Source organism: Gemmata obscuriglobus (genome assembly GCF_008065095.1).
Lineage (GTDB): Bacteria > Planctomycetota > Planctomycetia > Gemmatales > Gemmataceae > Gemmata > Gemmata obscuriglobus.
The window spans coordinates 2,111,158-2,131,057 of sequence record NZ_CP042911.1; the positions used below are offsets into that span (position 1 = coordinate 2,111,158).

Consider the following 19,900-nt stretch of genomic DNA (forward strand, 5'->3'; position numbering starts at 1 on the left):
CGGGCAGCAGAAGGCATCGTAAGCGATTTGGCAGGCCGCCGAGTTCATCCTGCTTCGTGAGGAGCGTCGCCGGCTTCCTCATGCCTCAAAAATCGTCAGCAGGATTGTCGGGAAAGAAGAATGCCCGGAGGTGGAAATCAAGCCGGGCGGCTGACAGTTGCTTTGCTGCTTGCTCTTGCCACTCCGTGTGCTTTTGGAGCCGCTCCGCAAGCATCATTCCTTCGCCCGGCAGTTTTGGCTGCTGGACTAAGTCATTGAATAGTCGCATCACGAACCAGCGGTTGCTACCGTAACCGAGAGCGTACACGCAGGACAAGATTTCCGACCGCACCTCTACGTCACCGGATGCGTCGTAAAGCCTTCGGCACTGCTTCCCGATGGTATCCATGAAGTCGAAGCCGTGGTTCATGAAAGGATCAGCGACGACCTCAGCAAAGGTGCGAATAATGGTGTGAAACGTGTCGGGGTAACGAGCCTCCATAAGCGCAACAGCTTGCACAGGAAGCTTCATCACGGCATCAAAAATCACCTTCTTGTCGTCAATGTTTGATACCATCAGATCATGCAGCCGATCCGTTAATCCCGTCGCATCCGTCGTCTTTGCCAGCGAGGCAATCACGGCGTTCATCTGCTCGACAGCAGACGCCGTGGTCCTCTGCCCTGAGACTGTCATCCACGCATCCTGCATTTCGGCAACGGTGGCATACCGTTGCTCCCGCTCCGGTCGGGTCGCCCGCCGAATGACGGAGCGTAAGTGGGCGGGAATTTTGTGGTGGTTAACGTCTAAGTAAGCGATCGGTCCGACATAAAGAATGTAAATAATCACCCCTAGCGAATATACGTCCGCTCGAACGTCTGTATCCTTTGCATCAGCAAACTGCTCAGGCGCAGAGAACATCAGGGAACCCATTTTGTCCCCCGTCATCGTTTTTCGGGTTGTCTCTGCGTCGAGTTGCCGACCTAAGCCGAAATCGGAAACCACGCAATCTTCGTCCGTGTTCATCAAGACGTTTTGTGGTTTCAGATCACGGTGGATCACGCCATGCTCGTGGGCGTGTCGGACGCCAGCGAGAATCCGGTTGAAGATCGGGACTGCCCTGCTGGGCTGAAACGAGATATCCCAAAGTTCTTTTTCAAGGGATGTCCGGTAAAGCGGCATGACGAAGTAGTAGGGCGCACTGCTGATGTGCGAACCCACCACCTTCACGACGTGTTCATTGTCCAAGAGGGACAGCAAACGCACCTCCCGAACGAAGCGTTCGACTTCGCTCGGTGTGGCTCCGGGCAAAAGCTTCTTTTTGGCGTAATCTTGTCCCGTTGTCGAGTCGGTGCAAAGATACACCTGCCCAAACCCGCCTTCCCCGATCAGGCTTACGTCGAGATACCGCTGGCTCATTGGGCAACTTCCAAAGATTGCGCTAGTCGGTGCGTCTGCCGCATTATACCCGCCGGGCGCCCCCCCACCCCGATTTCCGACCGCACGAGTTGCCGAATCAGGGTGCCGTGCTGCTGACCTTAACAGGCAAGGCGAAGCACGGGATACCCATGCGAATGTTGAGAGTGGGCGAGCCGTGACCCTAAGGCTCGCCGCTTCGAGAAACGCAAAGCACTAGTAAGGCAGGATGCCGCCCTCGGATGCTCGGCTTACTCACGTCCCGGCTTCTCGTCGTCCGGCGGGTAAAGCCAGTCACGCACCGACATCGTTTCCAGCATCGCAGCCACCAGCAAGACCGTGAGGCTTCCTAGCGCCGCATCACGCCATTCACGACCTGTCAGATAGGTGACAAGAACGACCAGCGTAGCCGCTTGAGCCGGTGTCTCACGAAACCCATACCCGTGCCGAGCTTACGTCCGCTTCGCCATTTGGCGCCCTCCTGCCGTGGGGCCGAATCCACAGGAACACTTCCCCTCAAACGAGGCCGCTAACGAATGCTATACTCGTTCCGAGCACAATGATCCCTCCACCCTCGACTTCCGACCCGGAGCGGATCGGCGTGAGGCATCCGCCTTATGGATCGCAAGCAACTCGCCGCCGAGGTCACCCGCATCCTCCGGTCCGCTCGTGCCCCGATGTTGTCGAAAGACATCCTCGACCGAGTGCGGGCCAAACCGGGCGGCGGGGTCGTCACCAAGTCCGAGGTCGCCGCCGTCCTGTCCGGCGACTTGACCGGGCAAGGGTCGGCGACAAGGGACGAGGAGTTCCGCTGGCGCTACACGGGGCTTGACGCCATTTGGGACACACCGGCTCCGGCTTCGCCGGGCTTAACGCCAAATTCTGTTCTGCCCGTTCCACGCCCGCCGATAGCACGGCCGGTGCGAACCTGCCCGCCGGTCCTTTCGCCCGACGACCTGGCCTCGGTGGAGGCCGCTGTGCGTGAGGAGATCGCCGCCGCCAAAGAGGACGTTCGTTCGTCGTGGCTCGACATCGACGGGATCGAACACCTCGCCGACGCACCGGGCGGGTTCATCTACCGTCTGGTTCTCTCTACGCCGGTCCATCTGACGCCCGATCAAGCGGTGACTTTCCAAACTCGGAATCCCAGAGAGACGATTTCGGCGGTGGTAGTGAAGTCGGACGACGAGGGCTTGGTGGTCGTGTGCCAGAATCCGCTCCCGGCGGACGCCAAGCTATTGCAGATGACGTTCGACCCGACGTTCATCCTGCGTGCGCTGGAAGGCTTCGTGTCCGAGTTGGCCCCGACCGGCGGCCAGATCGCCCGGCTCGTGCTGACCAAGACGGCCCCCGCACCGTCCCCGGTACAACCCCGCCCGCACCCGAAGCTGAACGAGGAGCAGTGTCTTGCCGTCGAGGAGATGGCGGCGACCCCGCTCCACCTCCTCTGGGGTCCGCCCGGAACGGGGAAGACGACCACGCTCGGCGCAGCCGTCGCCCGGTGGCTCAGGCAAGGTCAGCGGGTGTTGGTCGTCTCGACCTCGAACGCCGCCGTGGACGTGGCGCTGAAGGCGGTGCTGTCCCGGCTGCAGCCTGAAGAAAAGGACCGTGTGTTGCGGCTCGGCTCCTCACTCGATCCGGTCGTCCGGGAAGTAACCCTCGGCGGGAAGCTCGCCGCCCAGAACCCGAAAGCCGCCCGGCTCGTCGCCAAAGCCCAGAACCGTCTCGCCGACATTCAGGAGCAGCTTCGGAGCAGACCGTTAGACCCGGATCGGCTGCACGCCCTCCACAACGAGGCCCGTGAGTACGAGACACGGATCAGTGAGTTCCAGAAGCAAGCGGACGAAGCCGGCCCGGCGCTGGCGGATAGCGTACTTGTTACCGGCTGCACCCTGGCGAAGATGGTGCTCGACAAAACCCTTCGGGCGCAGACGTTCGACGTGGTCGTGGTGGACGAGGCTTCGATGGTGTCGCTGTTGTACGCCGTCGCCGCCTCGATGCTGGCCGGGGCGCATCTGGTTTACGCCGGTGACCCGCAGCAGCTACCGCCCATCGTGCAGGCCGACGGAAGAAACGCCGCACGGTGGTTCGGCCAGAACGTCTACGACTGGTTCGGGATCGCCGCCGACGGGAGTGCGCCGACCCGGCTCAGTCTGCTGCGCACGCAATACCGGATGACGACCGAGATCGGCGGCGTGGTCAGCCGACTGAGCTACAACGACCTCCTCCGACACGGGCGTGGGGCCACCGGCCCGACGGTCGAGTTCATCGACGTGGGGGGCGAGTGGGAGACACGCCCCTACTCCATTTCAGAGAAGTCCTACTACCACCTCGCCGCAGTTCCGATCATTCACGCCCTGATCGAGCGGATTCCCGAAGACGAACTCCTGCTCCTGTCCCCGTTCCGCCCGCAGCGGTCGCTCCTCTCGGCGCTCGCATTCGACCTGCGGGAGCGGGGCGGGCGGAAGGCCACCGCCAGCACGATCCACCGGGCGCAGGGGTCGGAAGCGAAGGCGGTGGTCGTGGACCTGACCACGCACTCGCCCGACAAGCTCGCCGCCTTCTTCCGGGACGAGCACTGCGACAAGCTGTTCAACGTGGCGATCAGCCGGGCCAGGGACCGCCTGGTCGTCATCGGCAGTAAAGCGATGCTCCGAGAACTGGCGAAGGCGATGCCGTTCTGGAAGCGTGTCGTGTCCGAGTTCGGGACCGGGATCACCCTGTTCAACGCCGCCGACGTGATCGAAAAGTTAACCTGGGCGGACAGCCCAGGCGCTCTCCCGGCGACCGAAGCCAAACACCTGCCCGCCCTCTACAGCCACGATCCGGCTTTGGGTGCGGCGAAGCCCGGCGTCGAGGCGCTGAAGCGGTTGACGGCGACACGGAAGCTGTTCGTCACCCACGACGTCGAACCGAAGATCGGGCAGAACGACATCATCGTCCGAACCGGCTCGAACTGTCCGCCGGTTTTCGCCGGAGGCGGGTACGTGTGCGTGCCGCTTGGGGGGCGGTGGGTGGCCGTGAACTCGCCGAACGTGACACGGGTGCTGTGGCGGATCGGCTTCTCACACCTGGCCGACGACGAGGTGGACCCGAACCAGGCCCGCCGGTTCTACTGCCCGGAGTGCCCGAACGGGGACTTGGTGTTGCGCCAGAGCCGGGGCGAGGGGTGGTTCCTGGTCTGCGTCAACCCTCAGGTGCGGGAGTGCTCGCACCGGAAACGGCTGTCGCTGGAGGACGCCAGGCTCAAGGTCCGGCTTCAGGGGATGCGGTGCCCGGCGGGGCACCCGCTCACCGCCCGGTCGAGCGGGCACGGCTTCTTCCTGGGCTGCGAGAACTACCCTCGTTGCGATTTCGCCCAGGGGTTGTCGATCCTGGAAGGCGTCTGAGCCGATCACTCGGTCGGCGAGTTACGCCCGCACGGTCACGACGCCACCTGCCCACGGTCGGCCTTCACGCCCACGACGGCGCTCAGAGCGGCTTCGGCTTCGGCGGAGGTGACGCAGCATCTCCTGGAAGTCCGTCACCCCCTGCTACTCCACCTCCGTCGTGGCTTGCCCGCCACCGCTTTCGCCCCATGATACCTGGCAACACGGCATGTCGAAACAGCCGTCACGCATCTGTGAGTTTATGTTATTTGGGTCACCTAGCAAGGGGTGCGGACGCATGACATCTGTCTAGGCGATAATCTTGTAGCAGGTTCGTTTCCAGTAGGAACCCAAGTCAACGAATTCGTCGGGAACGTACTCCAACTCCGGGTTCCCCAGGTTCTCCTTGAAGCCGTAAACGACGACGTATTTCCCCATACGTCGCACGGCCTTAATGACGGGAAGATAGTCGGCGTCAGACGTGAACAAGCCAACTATCTGGTAGTTGTCCAGTACGGCGTCTTCAATCATCCGAACGGCGAGAGCTATATCTGCCCCTTTCGGCTTCTCGATGACTCCTGCGTCGTTCGCCTTCGACCGTCGCCGATCCCTCAACCCTTTGTCTTCCTTGATGATGTACGGCTCGAAATGTAACGACCTGAGATAAACGTGGGCATCGTGTAGTACGTTGTCGTTTCCAGTGAAGGCGGTGAAGTAGACCTTTCTGTCGGGGTGAAGGTTGTTAAGGTATTCCGAATCCCAAAAAAAGTGGCAGTCGTCTCGAACCTTCACGTCCTGGCCTTGCGAGTTGCCAACCCGCTGAACCTTACCCAACGTCGTGAAGCCATCGAGTTTCTTGGCTTTGCCTTCGTTGCGGATGTAGTGGCTTTCGCCGTCAACGTAGACGTAGAATTTCTTTCCCATCATGAGCATGTGTTTACCCCAGCGGTTTCGGTTTGTTCCTGCGTTTGGTCCATGCATTGCTTGTCGGAAACTTCTGGGAACACCCTTGTGACGTTCTTGCCGTCGATGTTCACAACGGCGATGTTCGACATTGATCGGCTTGCGAACTCCGGGGCGTAGACACTGTGCCAGAATTGCCGAGGATTCGCTGCCCATTCCTTCCTTCTGTCCTTGAAGTTGTGGTTGTAGCTTCCTTTGCCCACCCATCGGCATTCCCACCAACTCGATTCTTGCGGCAAGGTTGTGATGATGACGTAGGGCACGGTGCTGCCCATGTGGTCCCGCCAGTCGATGTAGCCGTCCACGTCCTTTTCGATGACCCGGTAGTCAGACGAATTCGGGCTTTCGTAGTCCAAGATGAACATCGGCAGAAGGCTGTCCGTGTAGCCGATCACGTCCGGCTTGAACTTGACCCCAGCGCCTTCGTTCAGGGCCACGTCCAACCCGACATGCGACACACCTTCTACCCCCCAGGCGAACCGGGCCAGCAAGCCGAACACAATCGGATGCGTAAGCGCCTTCCCGGTGGCCGTGTACTCGAACGAATTGAAGAAGCCTTCGGGCAGGGGCGCAATCCCATCTTTCAGGAATTGCGCAAGCCGACCGGCCAGGTCTTCGACGGCAAGAATCGTCACGGTCGTTCCCCTGAGTCCCGGCAGCCCACAAGCACTCTACTGAGACTCCAGACAGTTCTCCTTCCAGGACGATGTGCGTCGGGGACGAGTCCATCCGGTCGTCTTCAAACAGGGTGACGTGAAGTTGCCCCCTCTTGCCACAACTGACGAGGAGCAGAAAGTGAACAGGACGGTACTCAGGCATTCACTTTCAGTTTCGCCATCAGTTCGTCAACGCTTTCCCAACTTTGGTTTCTGGGGTGGTCCTTCAAGTACAGCGTTGGTGTCTGCCAGAGGAAGGTGAGTTCCGGGTTTGCGACGAGGTAGACGGAGTGTCGCCCGAACAGCGGGTTGAAGAACTCGATGTCCTTCTTCCAGTTGTCGTCCCTGGCCGTCTCGTGATGGCTGTGGCCGATCATCGGCGGGTGGTAGTGGTCGGCGTCGAAAGTATCGGCGCACGACGAAGCGGAATTCGGTTGGAACGCATCGCCTAGCCGGTTGCGGCGGGTCGTCTTCGCCAGTCGGAGATCGGCGGGAAGTGCGTTCCAGAGAGCGGCAGCAGTCCGGTGAACTTGTTCGACTTGAGCAAGGTAGAACAGCCACGTCCGGCCACACAGCCGGGGGCTGGTGAAGCCCGCCAACCAGGAGCCGTTCCAGTCGCCGGGGTTCTTCTTCTCCGCTCGAATTTGGTGGGCACAAGTACAGAGCGTCAGACAACCGCCCTGGAAGTTCGGCCCCGATCCGTACTGTTGGTGCTGGCCCCGGTCGTCGGGGTGGACCGAAATCATTTTGTACGAACGAACCGTCCCCAGAACCCCGCCGATGCGGTCGTTCAGGCCGGGCTTCCGAAGGTCCAGATTTCTGAACAACTCGCCTTCGGTCGGGAACGGCTGGACCGCCTGGGCGTCCGGCACGCACGACTGGCGTTCGCCGCAAATGGGCTTCTTGGCCGGGGGACAAACCCGCTTCGGAGGTACAGCACCAGTCATCGGTTTCCCCCTCTTGTCGGGTCTTTTCTTCAGGCCGGATATTACCAGAAAATGAACTTAAACACCAGGGTCGCATCCCCACCTCGGAACGTATTCGACGGCGTGATGTACTTTGACGGCCGGACCCGGATCGTCACACCCCTGGAGAGGTTTAGCCCTTGCACGCTGGAGGCGTGGGTGTGGCCCGAGGAGTACACGACCACCGGCACTCAGGCGGTGAGCGGCGACCGCCGCCCCGCCCACGACGGACGAGATCGAGAGTATGCAGGCGACTGCGCCGGGTTACGGCATCCAGATGTTCATGCCGGGACATTGACCGGCAAAGCCGCTGGGCTGTAAACGCCCCGGCCGGGGTTCGTGGAAGAGGGCCATCACAACCGGAACTGTCACTTCCAGAGAAGGCGGGCTTGGTACGGCGCTGCGGACTGGAAACAGGTGCGTGACTGCGACCTGAACCGAGCGTTCCCCGAAGCCCGGACGACCTGTTAAACTGAAACGTCCGACCAAGCTTTATCGGAGTGCTGACATGGAAAACACCCCCGACGACTTCACAGAACTGGCCAGAAAGCTGAACCGGGAACGGGCAATTGATGCCCCATTCCCCGATGACGCCGAACTGCTGGAGTTCCTTCTACGCAACGGTTACCCGGACAAGGACACAGCCGAAGAAGTGCTTGACCAGTTCCAGCACGGGTTCACGCTGGTCTACCGCCCGATGCCACCAAAACCCTAAAATCCCAGCACTGTTGACAATCTTTCACAAGTGTCTAGTCCCTGGTGATGGTGTGTGCAATCTGCGGCGGGATCGTGTTGCGGCGTCGGGTGATCCTGGCGAACGTACTCGCGTTCGCGTGGCTGGTGGTGATCGCGCTGAACCCCACCGACCCGTTCACCGCCGGCTGTCAGTTGTCGTTCCTGTGCGTGTTCGTGCTTCTCTTCGGTGCGGCGCGATGGCTCAAGCCGCGCGACCTCACGCCCATCGAACAACTCATTGATGAGACCCGCGGGCCGACCGAGAAGGCCGCCCGCGCGGCGCTGCGGTGGGCGTGGAACCTGTTCGCGGTGGGGTTCATCCTGACGGCGGTGAACGTGCCGCTGGTGCTGGCGTGGCAGAACGTCGCCTCGCCGGTCGCCGTCCTCATCGGGCCGCCGCTGGTCGTGCTGACCGGTGTTGCGCTCATTGCCGGTTTTGTGCTCCTGGTGCTGTCGCCGCTGGCCGTGTGGGCCGCGTGGCCGTTCGCGCGCGTGACGGAAGCGTGTCTGGCGGGGTGCGAGTGGATCGTTCACCTGGCGGACCGCGTTCCGGGCGGCCACGTGTACGCCCCCGGGCCGCCGATGTGGTGGCTCGTCGGGTTCTACGTACTCGTCGCGGGGCTGGTGCTGCTCGACGGGCGCCGCTCGCGGCACCTCTTCGTCGCCCTCGTCGTGTTCTCGACCTTCGGCGCGGCTCTCGGGCTGTCGCCGCACACGTCCGACGAGATGCGGGTGACGTTCCTGGCGGTGGGTCACGGCGGGTGCGTGCAGTCGCCGTCACTTTTGGCAACTGCTGGGCATTATCGGGAGTGTCGGGAAAAATGCAATCGGAGCAGCGGGGCTTAAGTAAAATGGGGGTACGTAAGGCAGTGAACGAAAGGGGGCTACACATGACACGGGCTACGCACGAACTGGTATCGGCTGCGGTGGACCACGGGGACGGCAGCGAGCTTGTGCTGAATTTGGTTTTTAAGAATGCTGCTACGGGCGAACGGGTCTTTGTCGGACTAAAGACCACCGACCCGGCACTAGAGGCGATCGAAGGGGCGATCAACGAAGTGCGAGAGGCGGAGTGAACGAAACACACTGCCAGTGCTGGAGGTGCTGGTGGAATGCTGCGAAGGAAAAAGATCGAGTAGCGTTCCACGCATTCGCCGGGCAACTTCTGGTTGCGACAACAGCCGAATAACGATGTCGATAAGAAGTGAGAAACGCCCAATGATCCAGATGCCAGAACTGACGCCCGGCCAAACATACTGCCGAGAAGAGGTTAAAAGGTATATCGCACTGCAAGGGGACGGTGGGGCCGACGATTACTTTCACGCCAGGAATAAGTTCCCACGCAAGAAAGATAAACCGGATATGCATGATATTACCAGGATGAAATTGGGTCTCGGGCGGAGCGTCGTGATGGAGTATCAAGAGTTCCCACTAGAGCGGTACAGGACTTGGTTAAATGGCAGGCTGAAAAAGTTCAGTTCGAGTGACGATCTCAAACGCATCAAGACGATTCGGGGGCTGCTTGAGTCTGGTTCGCCCGCCTTCCCGATTTGGGAAGACAAGCATTTGGCAGAACTCGACCCGCCCCCGGTGCTTGAAGGCAACCACCGCCTGCTTGCGTTCTTTGAACTTGATATGCCAACCGTGCCCGTGTTCTTGATGAAGTATGAAGAGTGATCGCCCGCACTGACGCCGTCCCCCCCCCCCCAGCAGCATAAAATATCTTGTCGGCAACAATATGGGGGTTTGAAATGAACGGAAAGCAGCAAAGAAGAGTCAGGGCAATTGTGCAGGTGAAAGGTAAAAAGTGTCCGGGTTACTGCCCCGTTCACCCACAAAGCCGCTGTAGTCTTGGAGCCCCACACCCGGGCATGGGCCACCGGTGTGACGGCTGCGGGATGAGGCAGCAAGTTCCCGCCTGTGTCTCTGTGGCCCACACGACTGGGCAAAAACCGGGCTGGGAGTGAGTGCGGGATCTTTCGTCAGAAGCGTTCGAATTTAAGTACAATGGATTCCGGTGTCGCCCAACGCTTAATGTTCTGGAGGATTAAAATGGCTCGGAAAGGCAAAGTGTTTCGAATCAGTCGCATGCATGCAGGAGTTCGGCAGTATGAAAGCTACCACTTTATTCCACTTGGAGATCATGCTGTATGCGTGAATCCACAACAAGGGGAGGCGGGCGGGCAAAACTACGATTCGTGGGAGAAGGCAATTAATGAGCTAAGCGGCCGCCATCCAGAAAATGACGGGTGGACGTGGCAAATTAGCGATCCACCCATTGAGTAAGAGGGTGACTAGAGGAACCCGACCAGTTTTTCCGGACGTTCCGGAAAAACTGGTCGGGTCTGGTCCCGTCAAACTAAGTGTCCAATCATGGCCGTTTCGGATCGTGGGCCTTCTCCAGTTCATAACGCAGACAGGCCACCAGGGATTTCACCACGTCGGACTCCGAGACACCGAGGCCCCACGGCACGCACGCTGCCACGGCACTCGGACCCCATGCCGTCATCGTGATCACCCGCCCCTCGATCATCTGACAACCGGCTTCCTCGATCACCACAGGGTCAGTGACGTACTGGACGCCAAGGGAGCAGATCGGCACCGGCACCCGGGCGGCGACTTTGCTACGAAGGACGGCCGTGTCGAGCTTCTTCAAGTTCACTTGGCCCCCCTCTCCAACACAGCGGCGGCAAGTCTGCCTTCGAACTCACGGATCAGTTCCCGTTGATTCTGGAGCACTTCCGGAGGTGCAGCTTCCACAAACCGAGGGTGCATCTTTGCGTTCAACTTCGCCAGTGTCTCCTCCAACCGGCGGACCTTCTGTTCTGCCGTCTCGATGATCACTTGGCCCCCTTTCGGTACTCAATCGCTACCCTTTGCCATTTTGTTTCAGGACCGCCGCTTCGAACGTGTTCACGCCATCGCCGTGATATAGTCCTGATGAACCACCGATCACCGAGACGCCGTACCCGTTCTCGAAAAGCTCTACGGCCTGGACGCTATCAAATGGGGATGCTGGGTGTTGTCTGAACTGCAAATCGTTGAATGTTATCATCCCCTAAAAGAGAAAGGCCCCGGCGTTTGCCAGGGCCTTTTCCGAAATTTGGTAACGATCAACCGGGCGGTGCCGGGGTCTCCTCTAGTGTGTCCCGAATCGGGTGCGTCCAACCGATGAACTCATATTGGTCGTAAAACAGGAGCATGATGTAAAAGGCGTTATGATTTTTTTTCCTCGATGCAGTACTTGTACCGGAAGACCTGCGGACCAATGGACACCACCGGCATCGTAAGTAAAAGTTCGACAAGCTCATTTAACAGGGTCCGGGACTTGTCGGAAGTTGCTTTGCCCACCTTCGGCAACAAGTGCCGGAACACTGTGTGATCCTTCGGGAGCGGCTGACCGGTGTGCTTGAAGAACAGTCCCCTGATCGTCTTTTCCACTGTGTTCAGAATGCGGCCGTAGTCGATACCAATCGTGGTGTGTTTGCCGAGGTACACCCCGCCCTCCAAGCATACAGTTCGGTCAGTCCGAGGACTGAGCCAGCTTAATGACCTTTGGCTTGCCGATGGCGGTGCCGGAGAACATTATGTCACGGGAGTCACCGTCATAAAGGGAGATGCCGAAAGCCACATTTAGGCGAATCAAGACGCCGGTGTCCGGCTGACGGACGTAGAGGACGCCACGGTCTGGGTAGGTCTCGGCATCGAAAGGATCGGGGGTCAGTTTCACGCTTCTCCGTTCGGGTTAAGTTCGATCACGTCGTCCTCGTCGTCGTTCACGGCGGACAGCTTTTGTCGCATTCGGTGGAGTGCGGCCAGGTCGGTCGTGTCCAGGTTCAAAGCGACGGGCGGGGTCGATTGCGTCACGTCCATCTCGATGTGTTCTTTCGGTCGGCCGAGGTAGTACGAGTACAGCAACTCGATCAGACCTTTGGCGTCTTTTGGAGCGGCTTCGGCGATTAGCTGGAGGTGCCGTTCGACGACATCACGGAAACGGTCGGTGCCCACGGTTTCACGGAACTGACGCTGGAGCGAATGCTGGGTTGCGGCGGCGGGGTTCCTCACGCCTTTGCTGAGCTTCGAACCGGGCAACAATCGGCCTTGTTCGTCCCGGATGACCAGCGGCTTTTCGTCTTTGCTCTCGTCCATGTTGGGTATGTACTGTTCCACTCGGCCTTTTTGATGCTGGCACTTTTTCACCGTTGTACATACTGATCTTGGATGTGCCTGATTGCGGCGGCCTCAAAGTTCACCGGCGTATTCTTGATGGTGTCGGCCTCGATCTTTTGGACAGCCTGGCCCACGTTCGCCAGGAGTTTGACCAGCGTGTGTATTTGGTCAGCCAGGGCCAGGGTTGCGGCCGTCTGCCGATCCGTCTGGTGATCGTGAAGAATCTGTTGGTACGTTTGGATCGGGGTTTTCATCTTCCTCGTATGGTCGGGCTACTGTTTGGATGGTCGGCGTGTGGATCAGTGCCGTGTACAGGATGTTGCCGATGTCATCGAGTATTTCCCGGATGTCGGAGAGCACCTCGCACTGGACCAGCGTGGCCAGCGTGTGGTTGTCGAGTCCGAGGTGCTGCTGCTGCACGAATCGGGAGTACGGCGGCGGGTAGTATTTTGCCATGTACTGAAAGAGTACGGCCGGTACGAAATGGAGTGGGCCACGGGCGGATAACACTTCCGCTCCGTGACCCGCATCGGTGGGACACCAGCAATTCCCGGCAAGTGGAATTCGGCTTGAAAAGCTCGAATTTGTAGTCTTTTCAGGCTGTTCCGGCATCTCAAGTCGGCCATACAGCCCGGTTAGCATATAAATATTATTTCAAATTTTAGAATGAAAACAGGCTGATTTCCCAGGCGTGGGGGTAGATACTTAACAGGCGTCCACTGTAATTGTATATTCAATCATATATTTGATTTACGAGCCCGAAACGACTGAAGTCCTTTTCTAATATCGATTTACGAACTGGCCGGGAATTGCTGGTGGGACACTATCTTACTGCTGTACTTTTAGGCCACGCCACGGCCATGAATGCTGTGGTAGCCGATACTTGCCAAGGCTTCGACGCCTTTAACGAGGTTGCCAAGGTCTTCGGCGGTGATCCAGTTCTTTTCGTTCAGGTGGAGCAACCAGTCGCCCAGTTTGGCGGTGCTGTCGATTCGGGTAAGGACAATCTCGTACTGTTGTGGCTTGTAGTCGATGGAGGGCGGTTCAGCGGGATTGTAGACCCAGTTTCCCCAGTGTTGTGTACCGGAGTCAACCAGCGTCTTCAGCTTGGCGTCCTCCAGTTCGCCCAATTCGATTAGCTCCTCGGCGGTGAATGACGTTTGGGCCTGGAGCTTGTTCAGGCGGGTGTCATCGCTCATTGAACACTCCTTAGTTTCGGGGTGAAGATGCCGTCACCGGATCGGACGGGCTGACGGCGTTGCCGGCGAGTATCCAGAGTCGCCTGTGGTCCGGCACCCAGAAATCAACGCTGTCTTCACCACCACCGGCACCGTGGGCCATTTCCCAGTACGTCACGTCGGTGTTGATGCCGAAGGCCGCACCCGCATCGGCCGGGATGGTGTCTTCGGAATCATCTCGGCCATAGGGGTAATCCAGGCACGGGTGCCCTTTGAAGTCGCCGAGCGAAAAAGTCGGCAGGACGGTGACCAGCAGCGAGTGGTTGCCGTTGCACTCGGAATGTCCGCACGACCACGACACCAGGAAGTCCGGCGACCACCCGACGAGTTCGAGCGGCTGGTACGCCCACTTCCAGTTCGCCAGGTCGAAGAACGCTGCCCACCGTGCGTGGAGGCGTGATTTGAACGTCACCCCGGCGTACTGTGCTTCAACGAACATGATCTTCCTTTCGTGTGGTTCGACCCGCCGCATTTTCATTACCAACGGGTAGATAGTTCTGGACCCGACCGCAATACCGCTTGGTCGGGTGGATCATCATTTTGGACCGTGACGACGGTGATGATGATCGGGTCGGGTTGTTGCTTTTTCAAAACCGGGTACAGGGTTGGGGGCCATCTGTCATCATCATCACACCCGACTGTAAGGAGGGATGATGATGATGATGATGACCACAATCACCCCTAGACATGATGATTCCTATTATCCTTGCCAACCCGATAATCGTTCTTATCGGCCCGATCACGCTTCCTTGCCGGGGGTCCAATTTGTGGCCTTTAACCCGAGCTTCGCCTTAAACGGCCCCCACAGATCGGCGTAGCCGGTGACCAACCCGTACTTTTTCTTCTTAGCGTCGTTCTCGACGATCTTCTCGGCCTCCAGTGCCCGGAGAGCATCGTACAGCTTGGCCGAGGACAGGTTCAGCTTGTCGGCTTTGAAACTCCGAAGCATGGCGGCACCCGACTCCGGCCCTGACGATTCGAGGTGTCGGACGACGTGGGCCATTGCGTTCGCTAGGTTCTCTTCGCTGAGTGCGGCAGCGGCATCCTCACCCGCTCCGAGGTACCGGTACACACCGTCGTCGAATTCGAGCGTGTGCGGCGGGGTGTGGTCGATACGGCCACCGATTTTGACACGTCGCTGGGTGGTATCCTGACCGGTTCCAGGGGCCTTGACAACTTCAAAATCGATCAGAACGTCCGGGACCGCCAGGATGTCGGTGCTACCGCTGGCCCGTCCTTCGTGATTCGCATGGTGAATGAACCCGACGGTATGACCGGTTTTGTGGGACCACTCGGAAAAGGGGTCCAAAAGTCCGCTGATACAGTTTGCGTCCCATTCCCAGTTTGACTTCAAGCCGGGCTTTCGCCCGAAAGAACGGCGAAGCGAATCGATCAGGAAAAAGCCGGGCTGGGTCATCCGCTTGGCGATTTGGTCCAGGAAGTCGGTGGTGACGTGGGGCGGGAGTTTGTACGCCTTGTTGTCCACCTGGCGGTTGCTGACCCTAAACCACTTTTTTAGGTCGGTCCAGTCCCGGCCTTCCATGACCGGGTTCAGAATGCAGTGCTTCAGGTACGCCGTATCGTTTTCGTAGTCCACGTAATAAAAGGGGAACGGGTCGGCGGCTTCTCCCCAGAACGACCCGGTGTACACGAGGTCGATAAACGACTGGATGATACACGTCGTTTTCCCCTTTTTGGCGGGGCCGGGAATGACCATCAGCTTCCCTTGCGGGATACGCCGGGGGACGAGGTACTTGTACTCGGAGGACGTTTCGGCGAAGAAGGTGTCCAGGTCGCACAGGTCGGCGTCTTCGGAACCGGCCAGGTTACGCTCCCGGTTCTCGATCATCGTCTTGAGGAACTGGGTTTGCTCCTCGTAACTGACCTTTTTGTTGTTGCGGGCGTCCATAAACCGCAACAGGTCCACTTTGCTCTGCTGCTCGAAAACGAAGTGTCGAAGGTGGTCGTCGATTTGTTCGGGGACGGGGTGGTCGGTGTGATACTCCAGGAGTGTATTTAGCTCGCCGAGGTGCCACAGCTTTACGGCCTCGTCCTTGCCGTCAAGCTCTTGAGTCAGGACGTTTTCGAGGTACGCTTTGGTCGGGAGCTTTTTGTACTTCTCGACGTGACGGGCCAGGGTCTTAAAAATCAGTTTATGGTGCTCGGCCACCCAGTGCTCGGTGGTCAGCTTGTCGTGATATTTGACAGCCAGGTCGGTCTCGGTCAGCAGCGTGCCGAGAATCTCCCGCAGGAAGCTCTCGGTACCGGTGATGGTGATGTCGAGCGGCTGGCGGTCGGGGTCTTGCTTCGCCAGTTCTTCGATCAGCTTCCGCTTCTCTTCTTCCGTCCTTTTCTTAATTTCCGCTTGTGCTGTTTGGTCCATTGAACGATATATTCCATAAGACGGTTCCATTGAATTTGACCACGGGCCGGTTCGTAACCGGCCCGTGGTCTTTTTTTGTACCAGCAACAAGCCGGTACAAGCTATTGGTGGTTAGGCCACCGGTTGCTCGGCCTTTTGCCGAAGGTAACGTTTGACCCCCGACTGTTTCAGCCAATAGGCACGCACAAAATCGATTTGTGTGGCCGAATAAAACGGCCACCCGCCGTAGGTCTGATCGGGCTGCGGCATCCGGGCCTTGTGGTAGTGCCAGGTGCCATCTGGAATACCGAACTGCTCGCAGAGTAGCTGGCGGACATGATCGACGGTGAAGGCTTCTCTGTCCATTTTTTTGGTTCCTTTCGATTGAGGCGACAGACTAGTAGAGTGCGGCTGCCGAATTTCAATCTCAATTTTGAAATTACCTCCATATCTAGGAGGATGACACCAAAACAAAAAAGGCACCAGGAGCACCTTCGCAGCCCGTACTGGGCCACGGTCCGCCGTGCCGTCGAAGAGCGGGATCACGGCCGTTGCATCCAATGTGGTGCAACGGCCGTTGACGGCCCTCTTCATGTTCACCACCTGAGCTACAATTTTTGGCTCCGTGAACTGGACGGCCTGCACACGGTGATTCTGCTGTGTGAGTGCTGTCACGCTATACGGCACGGGAAAATACCGACCCAGCGAGTACTGAGTGATTACGATTTGCTGATGCACGTTGAGATTTTTTTGAAGGACTAACACTCTGATAGGCGAAGCACGCCAGCGGTGTAGGCTTGCCGTCCGTTTCAATAGGAGACCCGGGAGTCGCCCGCTGCGGCCTCGGACTTTCTTAATTATGGGGCCGACACCAGAGACTGAACCCGCCGCTGTCCGCCGAGCTGTACTCGATTCGCTCGAAATCGGTACGATTTCCGAAAAATTGGTTCTTTTAGTACACCAAATTGCACGTCGCAGGTGCTGTCCCGGTATGGCCGAAGATATTGCCCAGACCGTACTTTGCAGCCTTGTCCGAAATCTTCAGAAACTCGACCCGGACAAGGACTTGTATGCTTATATTTGCAGCGGCGTGGTCAATACTTGGCGGCGAATTATGCGGGGGCGTCGAGCCGAGCGTAAATACCTTTTGGCTCAGGTGGAAGTGATCTTGGCCGGCTTGCCTCCGGCGTATCGAAGTACTGCTAGGGGGCAAGCGATTGCGTCATGGGAGCAGGTGTCGGGGTTAAAGTACTATGCTTAATGCGATCTCCCAGCACCTCCACTATGACAAGGCTACGTCATGCGGAGGGCTGCAATAAATTCCTAGTTAATCGCTAGGATCACGTAGTCTGCTGTAGGATTGCTTTGCACCTGTGGCTGCGGTGTAGAGCAAGGCGTTGGCATTGGTGGCCGGTCGCCCCTGGCGAGAATATAAGCCACAAAATTCATCAAGATTGCGAGACTGTAATGAATCAGAACGACGGTTCCGTGTCCGCAGCGACCGCCACCACCGAACGGCTGTAATATCACCGGCTGAAGAATATCCATGACCATTCGGGTGGATACACCGACAAATCCAGCCCAAAGCACTAGGCCGGGTGCGAAAGCGGCAAGGAGTTTCGTGGAATTGAGCGTTTTGAACGGCCCTGGATCATCTCCCCAGTTCTTCCGAACATGGCAGTAGGCGAGTTCACAGAACAAGGCGGACCACATCAAAAACAGCAGCGGTTGGTAGAGGAAGCGGTGGAACGGCGTGTCTGGCCCCTCGCCCGGCCCTCCATTGTTGAGGATCAGTGTCGTGGCCACTGCCAGAAGCAGGATGGTGATCGAGCCACGGCGGGCCACTTTTTTCCGAACAGGGCGAATCTGTTCAACCTTGCGTGTCAGTGCGGCATCGAAACGGGAAATGAGACCGGAGAGCATGGGAGATCGCCTCCTGGGGACAGAGGTGGGCGACAAATCCAGTAAACTCGATCAACCTTCGCTTGGTCAAGAAGAAATTAGTGAGGAATTAGTGAAGATTCAGTCTCCAAAATCTCTCCTTGAAATCCGAAAGAGAAAACCCAGCAACGCAGGCGGAGTTTCGCAAATTTGTCTAAAAATCGCAGATGCCCCAACCTCGTCGAAGAGTACGCTTGCCACCCATCTGCCATTTCAGCTTTTCTTCGGGTGGCTCTCCCACCTGTTTGCCCGCTAATTATTCCGTCGGCTCGACTATCTCTGCTTCACGAGGTGTTGAGTGCAGTGGCCTGGTGGCCCTTTGAGTAGAGCCGCACCTCTTGCAAATTTCAATAGTGATGCAAACCGACTCTCGATGGCGATCTTTTCCTGCCCGTGTCTCCTTGACCTCCCATTTGTGGTAGCAGCGGTGGCTGTAGCGAGCGAATACGTACATGTAAAAACCTCGGCGATGGTACGGGTTGATACGTTTAATATACGACCCCATCAGATGGGGTCATTATGTGATTTATGATTTTGTGGCCTAGATACGGCCGTGAAATCCGCTCCAACACTCGTCGAGATCGACCGCCTTTTGGCCGCAAACCGGTTCCGCCACTTCTGCGAACTCGTTTGGCCTGCCGTCCGCCCAGAACCATTTGTCGGCGGATACTTCGTAGACGCCTTATGCGAGCACCTGGAAGCCGTCCACAAAGGTCAGATCAAGCGGCTAGCTCTCGTTTGCCCCGTCCGGCACGGCAAAAGCGTATTCACCTCCGTACTGTGGCCCGCTTGGTGCTGGATCACCGACCCGTCGATACGGTTCCTTTCGGCATCCGCCACACAAGACCTTGTTCTTCGTGACAGCGACAAGACCCGGGACATCATCAGCCACACGGTCTTTCAAAAGCACTTCGCCGGTCTCTTCAATCTCTCCGAAAAGCAAGACTCGAAGGGGTGGTACAAGAACGATCGGGGCGGCGAACGAAAGGCCGTCGGTGCCGGCACCCGATCCACAGGTCTCGATGCCGAATATCTGATCGTCGACGACCTTCTGGACTACGACAAGGCCCGACACGAAGGCGAGCGAAAAGCCGTTCTGGACTTCTACGCCAACACGTTGACCAACCGGTTGGTGTACGCTGCGAACAAGGACCGTATCGTCCTATGCGGGCACCGGGTTCACGAAGACGACGTATTCAACCACGTCTGGACCACGTTCGGCAACGACGGCAGTTGGACGTATTTGTACCTCCCGGCAGAAGCGAATCCGGACCTGAGTAACAGCTACCACAACGCTCTCGGTTGGAAGGACACCCGGAAGGTCGGCCAGTTGCTCCACCCCGGCGTTGTGCCGCTGGCAAAGATCAATGAGGCGAAGAAGGGAGGGAAGCACAAGTACCACTGTCTTTACAACCAGGATGTTACTCCGGCGGACGGTGACATCTTCTCCGCTTCGATGTTCCGGTACTTCACGGCGGCAGACGGCTTTTACAATCTGGCCGGGAAGCAGGTTGATGCGAAAGCGGCTTGGCGGTTCGTGGCGGTTGATACTGCCGTCAGCACCGAGAGCACTGCCGACTATTCAGTGATTCAGGTCTGGGACTGCATCGGTGGTCACCTCGTCCTAGTCCATCAGATACGAAAACGACTCGACGGCACGAAACTGGTGCCGGCCATCGCCAGCGTCCACCGAACCTACAACCCTCAGTTCGTGTGCGTGGAGGAGCAGTTCGTCGGGCGGTTCGTCATCGATCAGTTGCGGGCCGAGAGTGTACCGGTCAAGCGGTTCAACGCAAAAGGTCACGGTGACAAAGAGACGAGGGCGGTAGCGGCACAGATCAGAATGGAAGCCGGGAGTGTGTGGTTCCCGGCAGATCAGGACTGGGTGTCGGACCTTCAAAAAGAACTCCTAGCGTTCCCGGCGAGCACCCACGACGACCAAGTGGATGCGTTGTCGATGGCGTGCATTTTGGCGGACAAGTACACCGGGAAGATCGAGATCGAACTGACCCCGGAGGAAGCCGAAGCAAAAGCAAAAAAGGACGCTGAGGGGCGTTTCCAAAAGATGCTTTGGCAGGGTGCTCCGTTCTGATGGGCAGGCCACTAGAT

General features: G+C 58.3%; 23 protein-coding genes. 8 read left to right on the forward strand and 15 right to left on the reverse strand.

The genetic code is table 11. The features are described 5' to 3' along the window. Window positions 1-85: 85 nt before the first annotated feature. Window positions 86-1,396: a serine/threonine-protein kinase gene (locus GobsT_RS08905; RefSeq protein WP_010035218.1), complete on the reverse strand. Its 1,311-nt coding sequence runs from the start codon at window positions 1,394-1,396 to the stop codon at window positions 86-88. 614 nt (window positions 1,397-2,010) lie between these two features. On the opposite strand from GobsT_RS08905, the gene GobsT_RS08910 reads away from it, so the two are divergent. Continuing rightward, window positions 2,011-4,782 (forward strand): DEAD/DEAH box helicase, encoded by a 2,772-nt coding sequence (locus GobsT_RS08910; RefSeq protein WP_010035213.1) that lies wholly within the window; start codon window positions 2,011-2,013, stop codon window positions 4,780-4,782. 288 nt (window positions 4,783-5,070) lie between these two features. On the opposite strand, the gene GobsT_RS08915 is transcribed toward GobsT_RS08910, so the two are convergent. The 3 genes from GobsT_RS08915 to GobsT_RS08920 form a co-directional block, all read right to left on the reverse strand. Then, window positions 5,071-5,694 (reverse strand): NYN domain-containing protein, encoded by a 624-nt coding sequence (locus GobsT_RS08915; protein ID WP_010035210.1) that lies wholly within the window; start codon window positions 5,692-5,694, stop codon window positions 5,071-5,073. Continuing rightward, window positions 5,685-6,359, reverse strand: coding sequence for a hypothetical protein (locus tag GobsT_RS37620; RefSeq protein WP_010035208.1), 675 nt, complete (start codon window positions 6,357-6,359; stop codon window positions 5,685-5,687). Before GobsT_RS37620 ends, GobsT_RS08915 begins: the two co-directional genes overlap by 10 nt. Before the next feature lie 176 nt (window positions 6,360-6,535). Then, window positions 6,536-7,252: a hypothetical protein gene (locus GobsT_RS08920; protein WP_010035204.1), complete on the reverse strand. Its 717-nt coding sequence runs from the start codon at window positions 7,250-7,252 to the stop codon at window positions 6,536-6,538. Between the two features lie 601 nt (window positions 7,253-7,853). Between GobsT_RS08920 and GobsT_RS08925 the strand changes: the two genes are divergently transcribed. The 4 genes from GobsT_RS08925 to GobsT_RS08940 are packed head-to-tail and all read left to right on the forward strand — an operon-like array spanning window position 7,854 to window position 9,757. After that, window positions 7,854-8,060 carry a hypothetical protein gene (locus GobsT_RS08925; RefSeq protein ID WP_010035198.1) on the forward strand — a complete coding sequence of 69 codons (207 nt, stop codon included), beginning with the start codon at window positions 7,854-7,856 and terminating at the stop codon, window positions 8,058-8,060. A gap of 47 nt (window positions 8,061-8,107) precedes the next feature. Continuing rightward, window positions 8,108-8,926 carry a ComEC/Rec2 family competence protein gene (locus tag GobsT_RS08930; protein ID WP_010035194.1) on the forward strand — a complete coding sequence of 273 codons (819 nt, stop codon included), beginning with the start codon at window positions 8,108-8,110 and terminating at the stop codon, window positions 8,924-8,926. 44 nt (window positions 8,927-8,970) lie between these two features. Further along, the gene (locus GobsT_RS38695; protein ID WP_010035192.1) at window positions 8,971-9,156 is read left to right on the forward strand and encodes a hypothetical protein; all 186 of its coding nucleotides are present in this window, start codon (window positions 8,971-8,973) and stop codon (window positions 9,154-9,156) included. Between the two features lie 16 nt (window positions 9,157-9,172). Then, on the forward strand, window positions 9,173-9,757 hold the full coding sequence (locus GobsT_RS08940) for a hypothetical protein (RefSeq protein WP_148087664.1): 585 nt from the start codon (window positions 9,173-9,175) through the stop codon (window positions 9,755-9,757). Window positions 9,758-10,451: 694 nt separating this feature from the next. Here the strand turns inward: GobsT_RS08940 and GobsT_RS08945 are convergent. The 10 genes from GobsT_RS08945 to GobsT_RS08990 all read right to left on the reverse strand — a co-directional run bounded on the left by GobsT_RS08945 (window position 10,452) and on the right by GobsT_RS08990 (window position 16,444). Then, window positions 10,452-10,742, reverse strand: coding sequence for a hypothetical protein (locus GobsT_RS08945; RefSeq protein ID WP_010035181.1), 291 nt, complete (start codon window positions 10,740-10,742; stop codon window positions 10,452-10,454). After that, on the reverse strand, window positions 10,739-10,924 hold the full coding sequence (locus GobsT_RS08950) for a hypothetical protein (RefSeq protein WP_010035177.1): 186 nt from the start codon (window positions 10,922-10,924) through the stop codon (window positions 10,739-10,741). The genes GobsT_RS08945 and GobsT_RS08950 overlap by 4 nt, the downstream gene beginning before the upstream one ends. Window positions 10,925-11,296: 372 nt before the next feature. Next, window positions 11,297-11,578 (reverse strand): hypothetical protein, encoded by a 282-nt coding sequence (locus GobsT_RS08955; protein ID WP_148087665.1) that lies wholly within the window; start codon window positions 11,576-11,578, stop codon window positions 11,297-11,299. 25 nt (window positions 11,579-11,603) lie between these two features. Further along, the gene (locus tag GobsT_RS08960; protein WP_010035175.1) at window positions 11,604-11,810 is read right to left on the reverse strand and encodes a hypothetical protein; all 207 of its coding nucleotides are present in this window, start codon (window positions 11,808-11,810) and stop codon (window positions 11,604-11,606) included. Next, window positions 11,807-12,250, reverse strand: coding sequence for a hypothetical protein (locus GobsT_RS08965; protein ID WP_148087666.1), 444 nt, complete (start codon window positions 12,248-12,250; stop codon window positions 11,807-11,809). The genes GobsT_RS08960 and GobsT_RS08965 overlap by 4 nt, the downstream gene beginning before the upstream one ends. Before the next feature lie 26 nt (window positions 12,251-12,276). Beyond that, the gene (locus GobsT_RS08970) at window positions 12,277-12,504 is read right to left on the reverse strand and encodes a hypothetical protein (RefSeq protein WP_010035171.1); all 228 of its coding nucleotides are present in this window, start codon (window positions 12,502-12,504) and stop codon (window positions 12,277-12,279) included. 588 nt (window positions 12,505-13,092) lie between these two features. Then, a complete protein-coding gene (locus GobsT_RS08975) occupies window positions 13,093-13,449 on the reverse strand; it encodes a hypothetical protein (protein WP_010035170.1) in 357 nt (118 codons plus the stop codon). 10 nt (window positions 13,450-13,459) lie between these two features. Beyond that, window positions 13,460-13,927 carry a hypothetical protein gene (locus GobsT_RS08980; protein WP_010035169.1) on the reverse strand — a complete coding sequence of 156 codons (468 nt, stop codon included), beginning with the start codon at window positions 13,925-13,927 and terminating at the stop codon, window positions 13,460-13,462. A gap of 300 nt (window positions 13,928-14,227) precedes the next feature. After that, window positions 14,228-15,871, reverse strand: a complete 1,644-nt coding sequence (locus GobsT_RS08985) for an AAA family ATPase (RefSeq protein ID WP_010035168.1) — start codon at window positions 15,869-15,871, stop codon at window positions 14,228-14,230. 111 nt (window positions 15,872-15,982) lie between these two features. Further along, window positions 15,983-16,444, reverse strand: a complete 462-nt coding sequence (locus GobsT_RS08990) for a hypothetical protein (protein WP_148087667.1) — start codon at window positions 16,442-16,444, stop codon at window positions 15,983-15,985. 265 nt (window positions 16,445-16,709) lie between these two features. Here GobsT_RS08990 and GobsT_RS40985 point away from each other — a divergent pair, with 265 nt between their 5' ends. Next, the gene (locus tag GobsT_RS40985; RefSeq protein ID WP_081471459.1) at window positions 16,710-17,111 is read left to right on the forward strand and encodes an RNA polymerase sigma factor; all 402 of its coding nucleotides are present in this window, start codon (window positions 16,710-16,712) and stop codon (window positions 17,109-17,111) included. A 62-nt stretch (window positions 17,112-17,173) separates the two neighbouring features. On the opposite strand, the gene GobsT_RS09000 is transcribed toward GobsT_RS40985, so the two are convergent. Then, window positions 17,174-17,773, reverse strand: a complete 600-nt coding sequence (locus GobsT_RS09000; protein WP_148087668.1) for a hypothetical protein — start codon at window positions 17,771-17,773, stop codon at window positions 17,174-17,176. Between GobsT_RS09000 and GobsT_RS09005 the strand changes: the two genes are divergently transcribed. Together GobsT_RS09005 and terL are read left to right on the forward strand one after the other, a co-directional pair. Beyond that, entirely contained in the window at window positions 17,772-18,047 is a 276-nt protein-coding gene (locus tag GobsT_RS09005) for a hypothetical protein (RefSeq protein ID WP_148087669.1), read from the forward strand. The two genes, GobsT_RS09000 and GobsT_RS09005, sit on opposite strands and share 2 nt — an antisense overlap. A gap of 336 nt (window positions 18,048-18,383) precedes the next feature. Continuing rightward, window positions 18,384-19,883, forward strand: a complete 1,500-nt coding sequence (gene terL / locus GobsT_RS09010) for a phage terminase large subunit (protein ID WP_010035161.1) — start codon at window positions 18,384-18,386, stop codon at window positions 19,881-19,883. The last annotated feature ends 17 nt before the right edge of the window (window positions 19,884-19,900 follow it).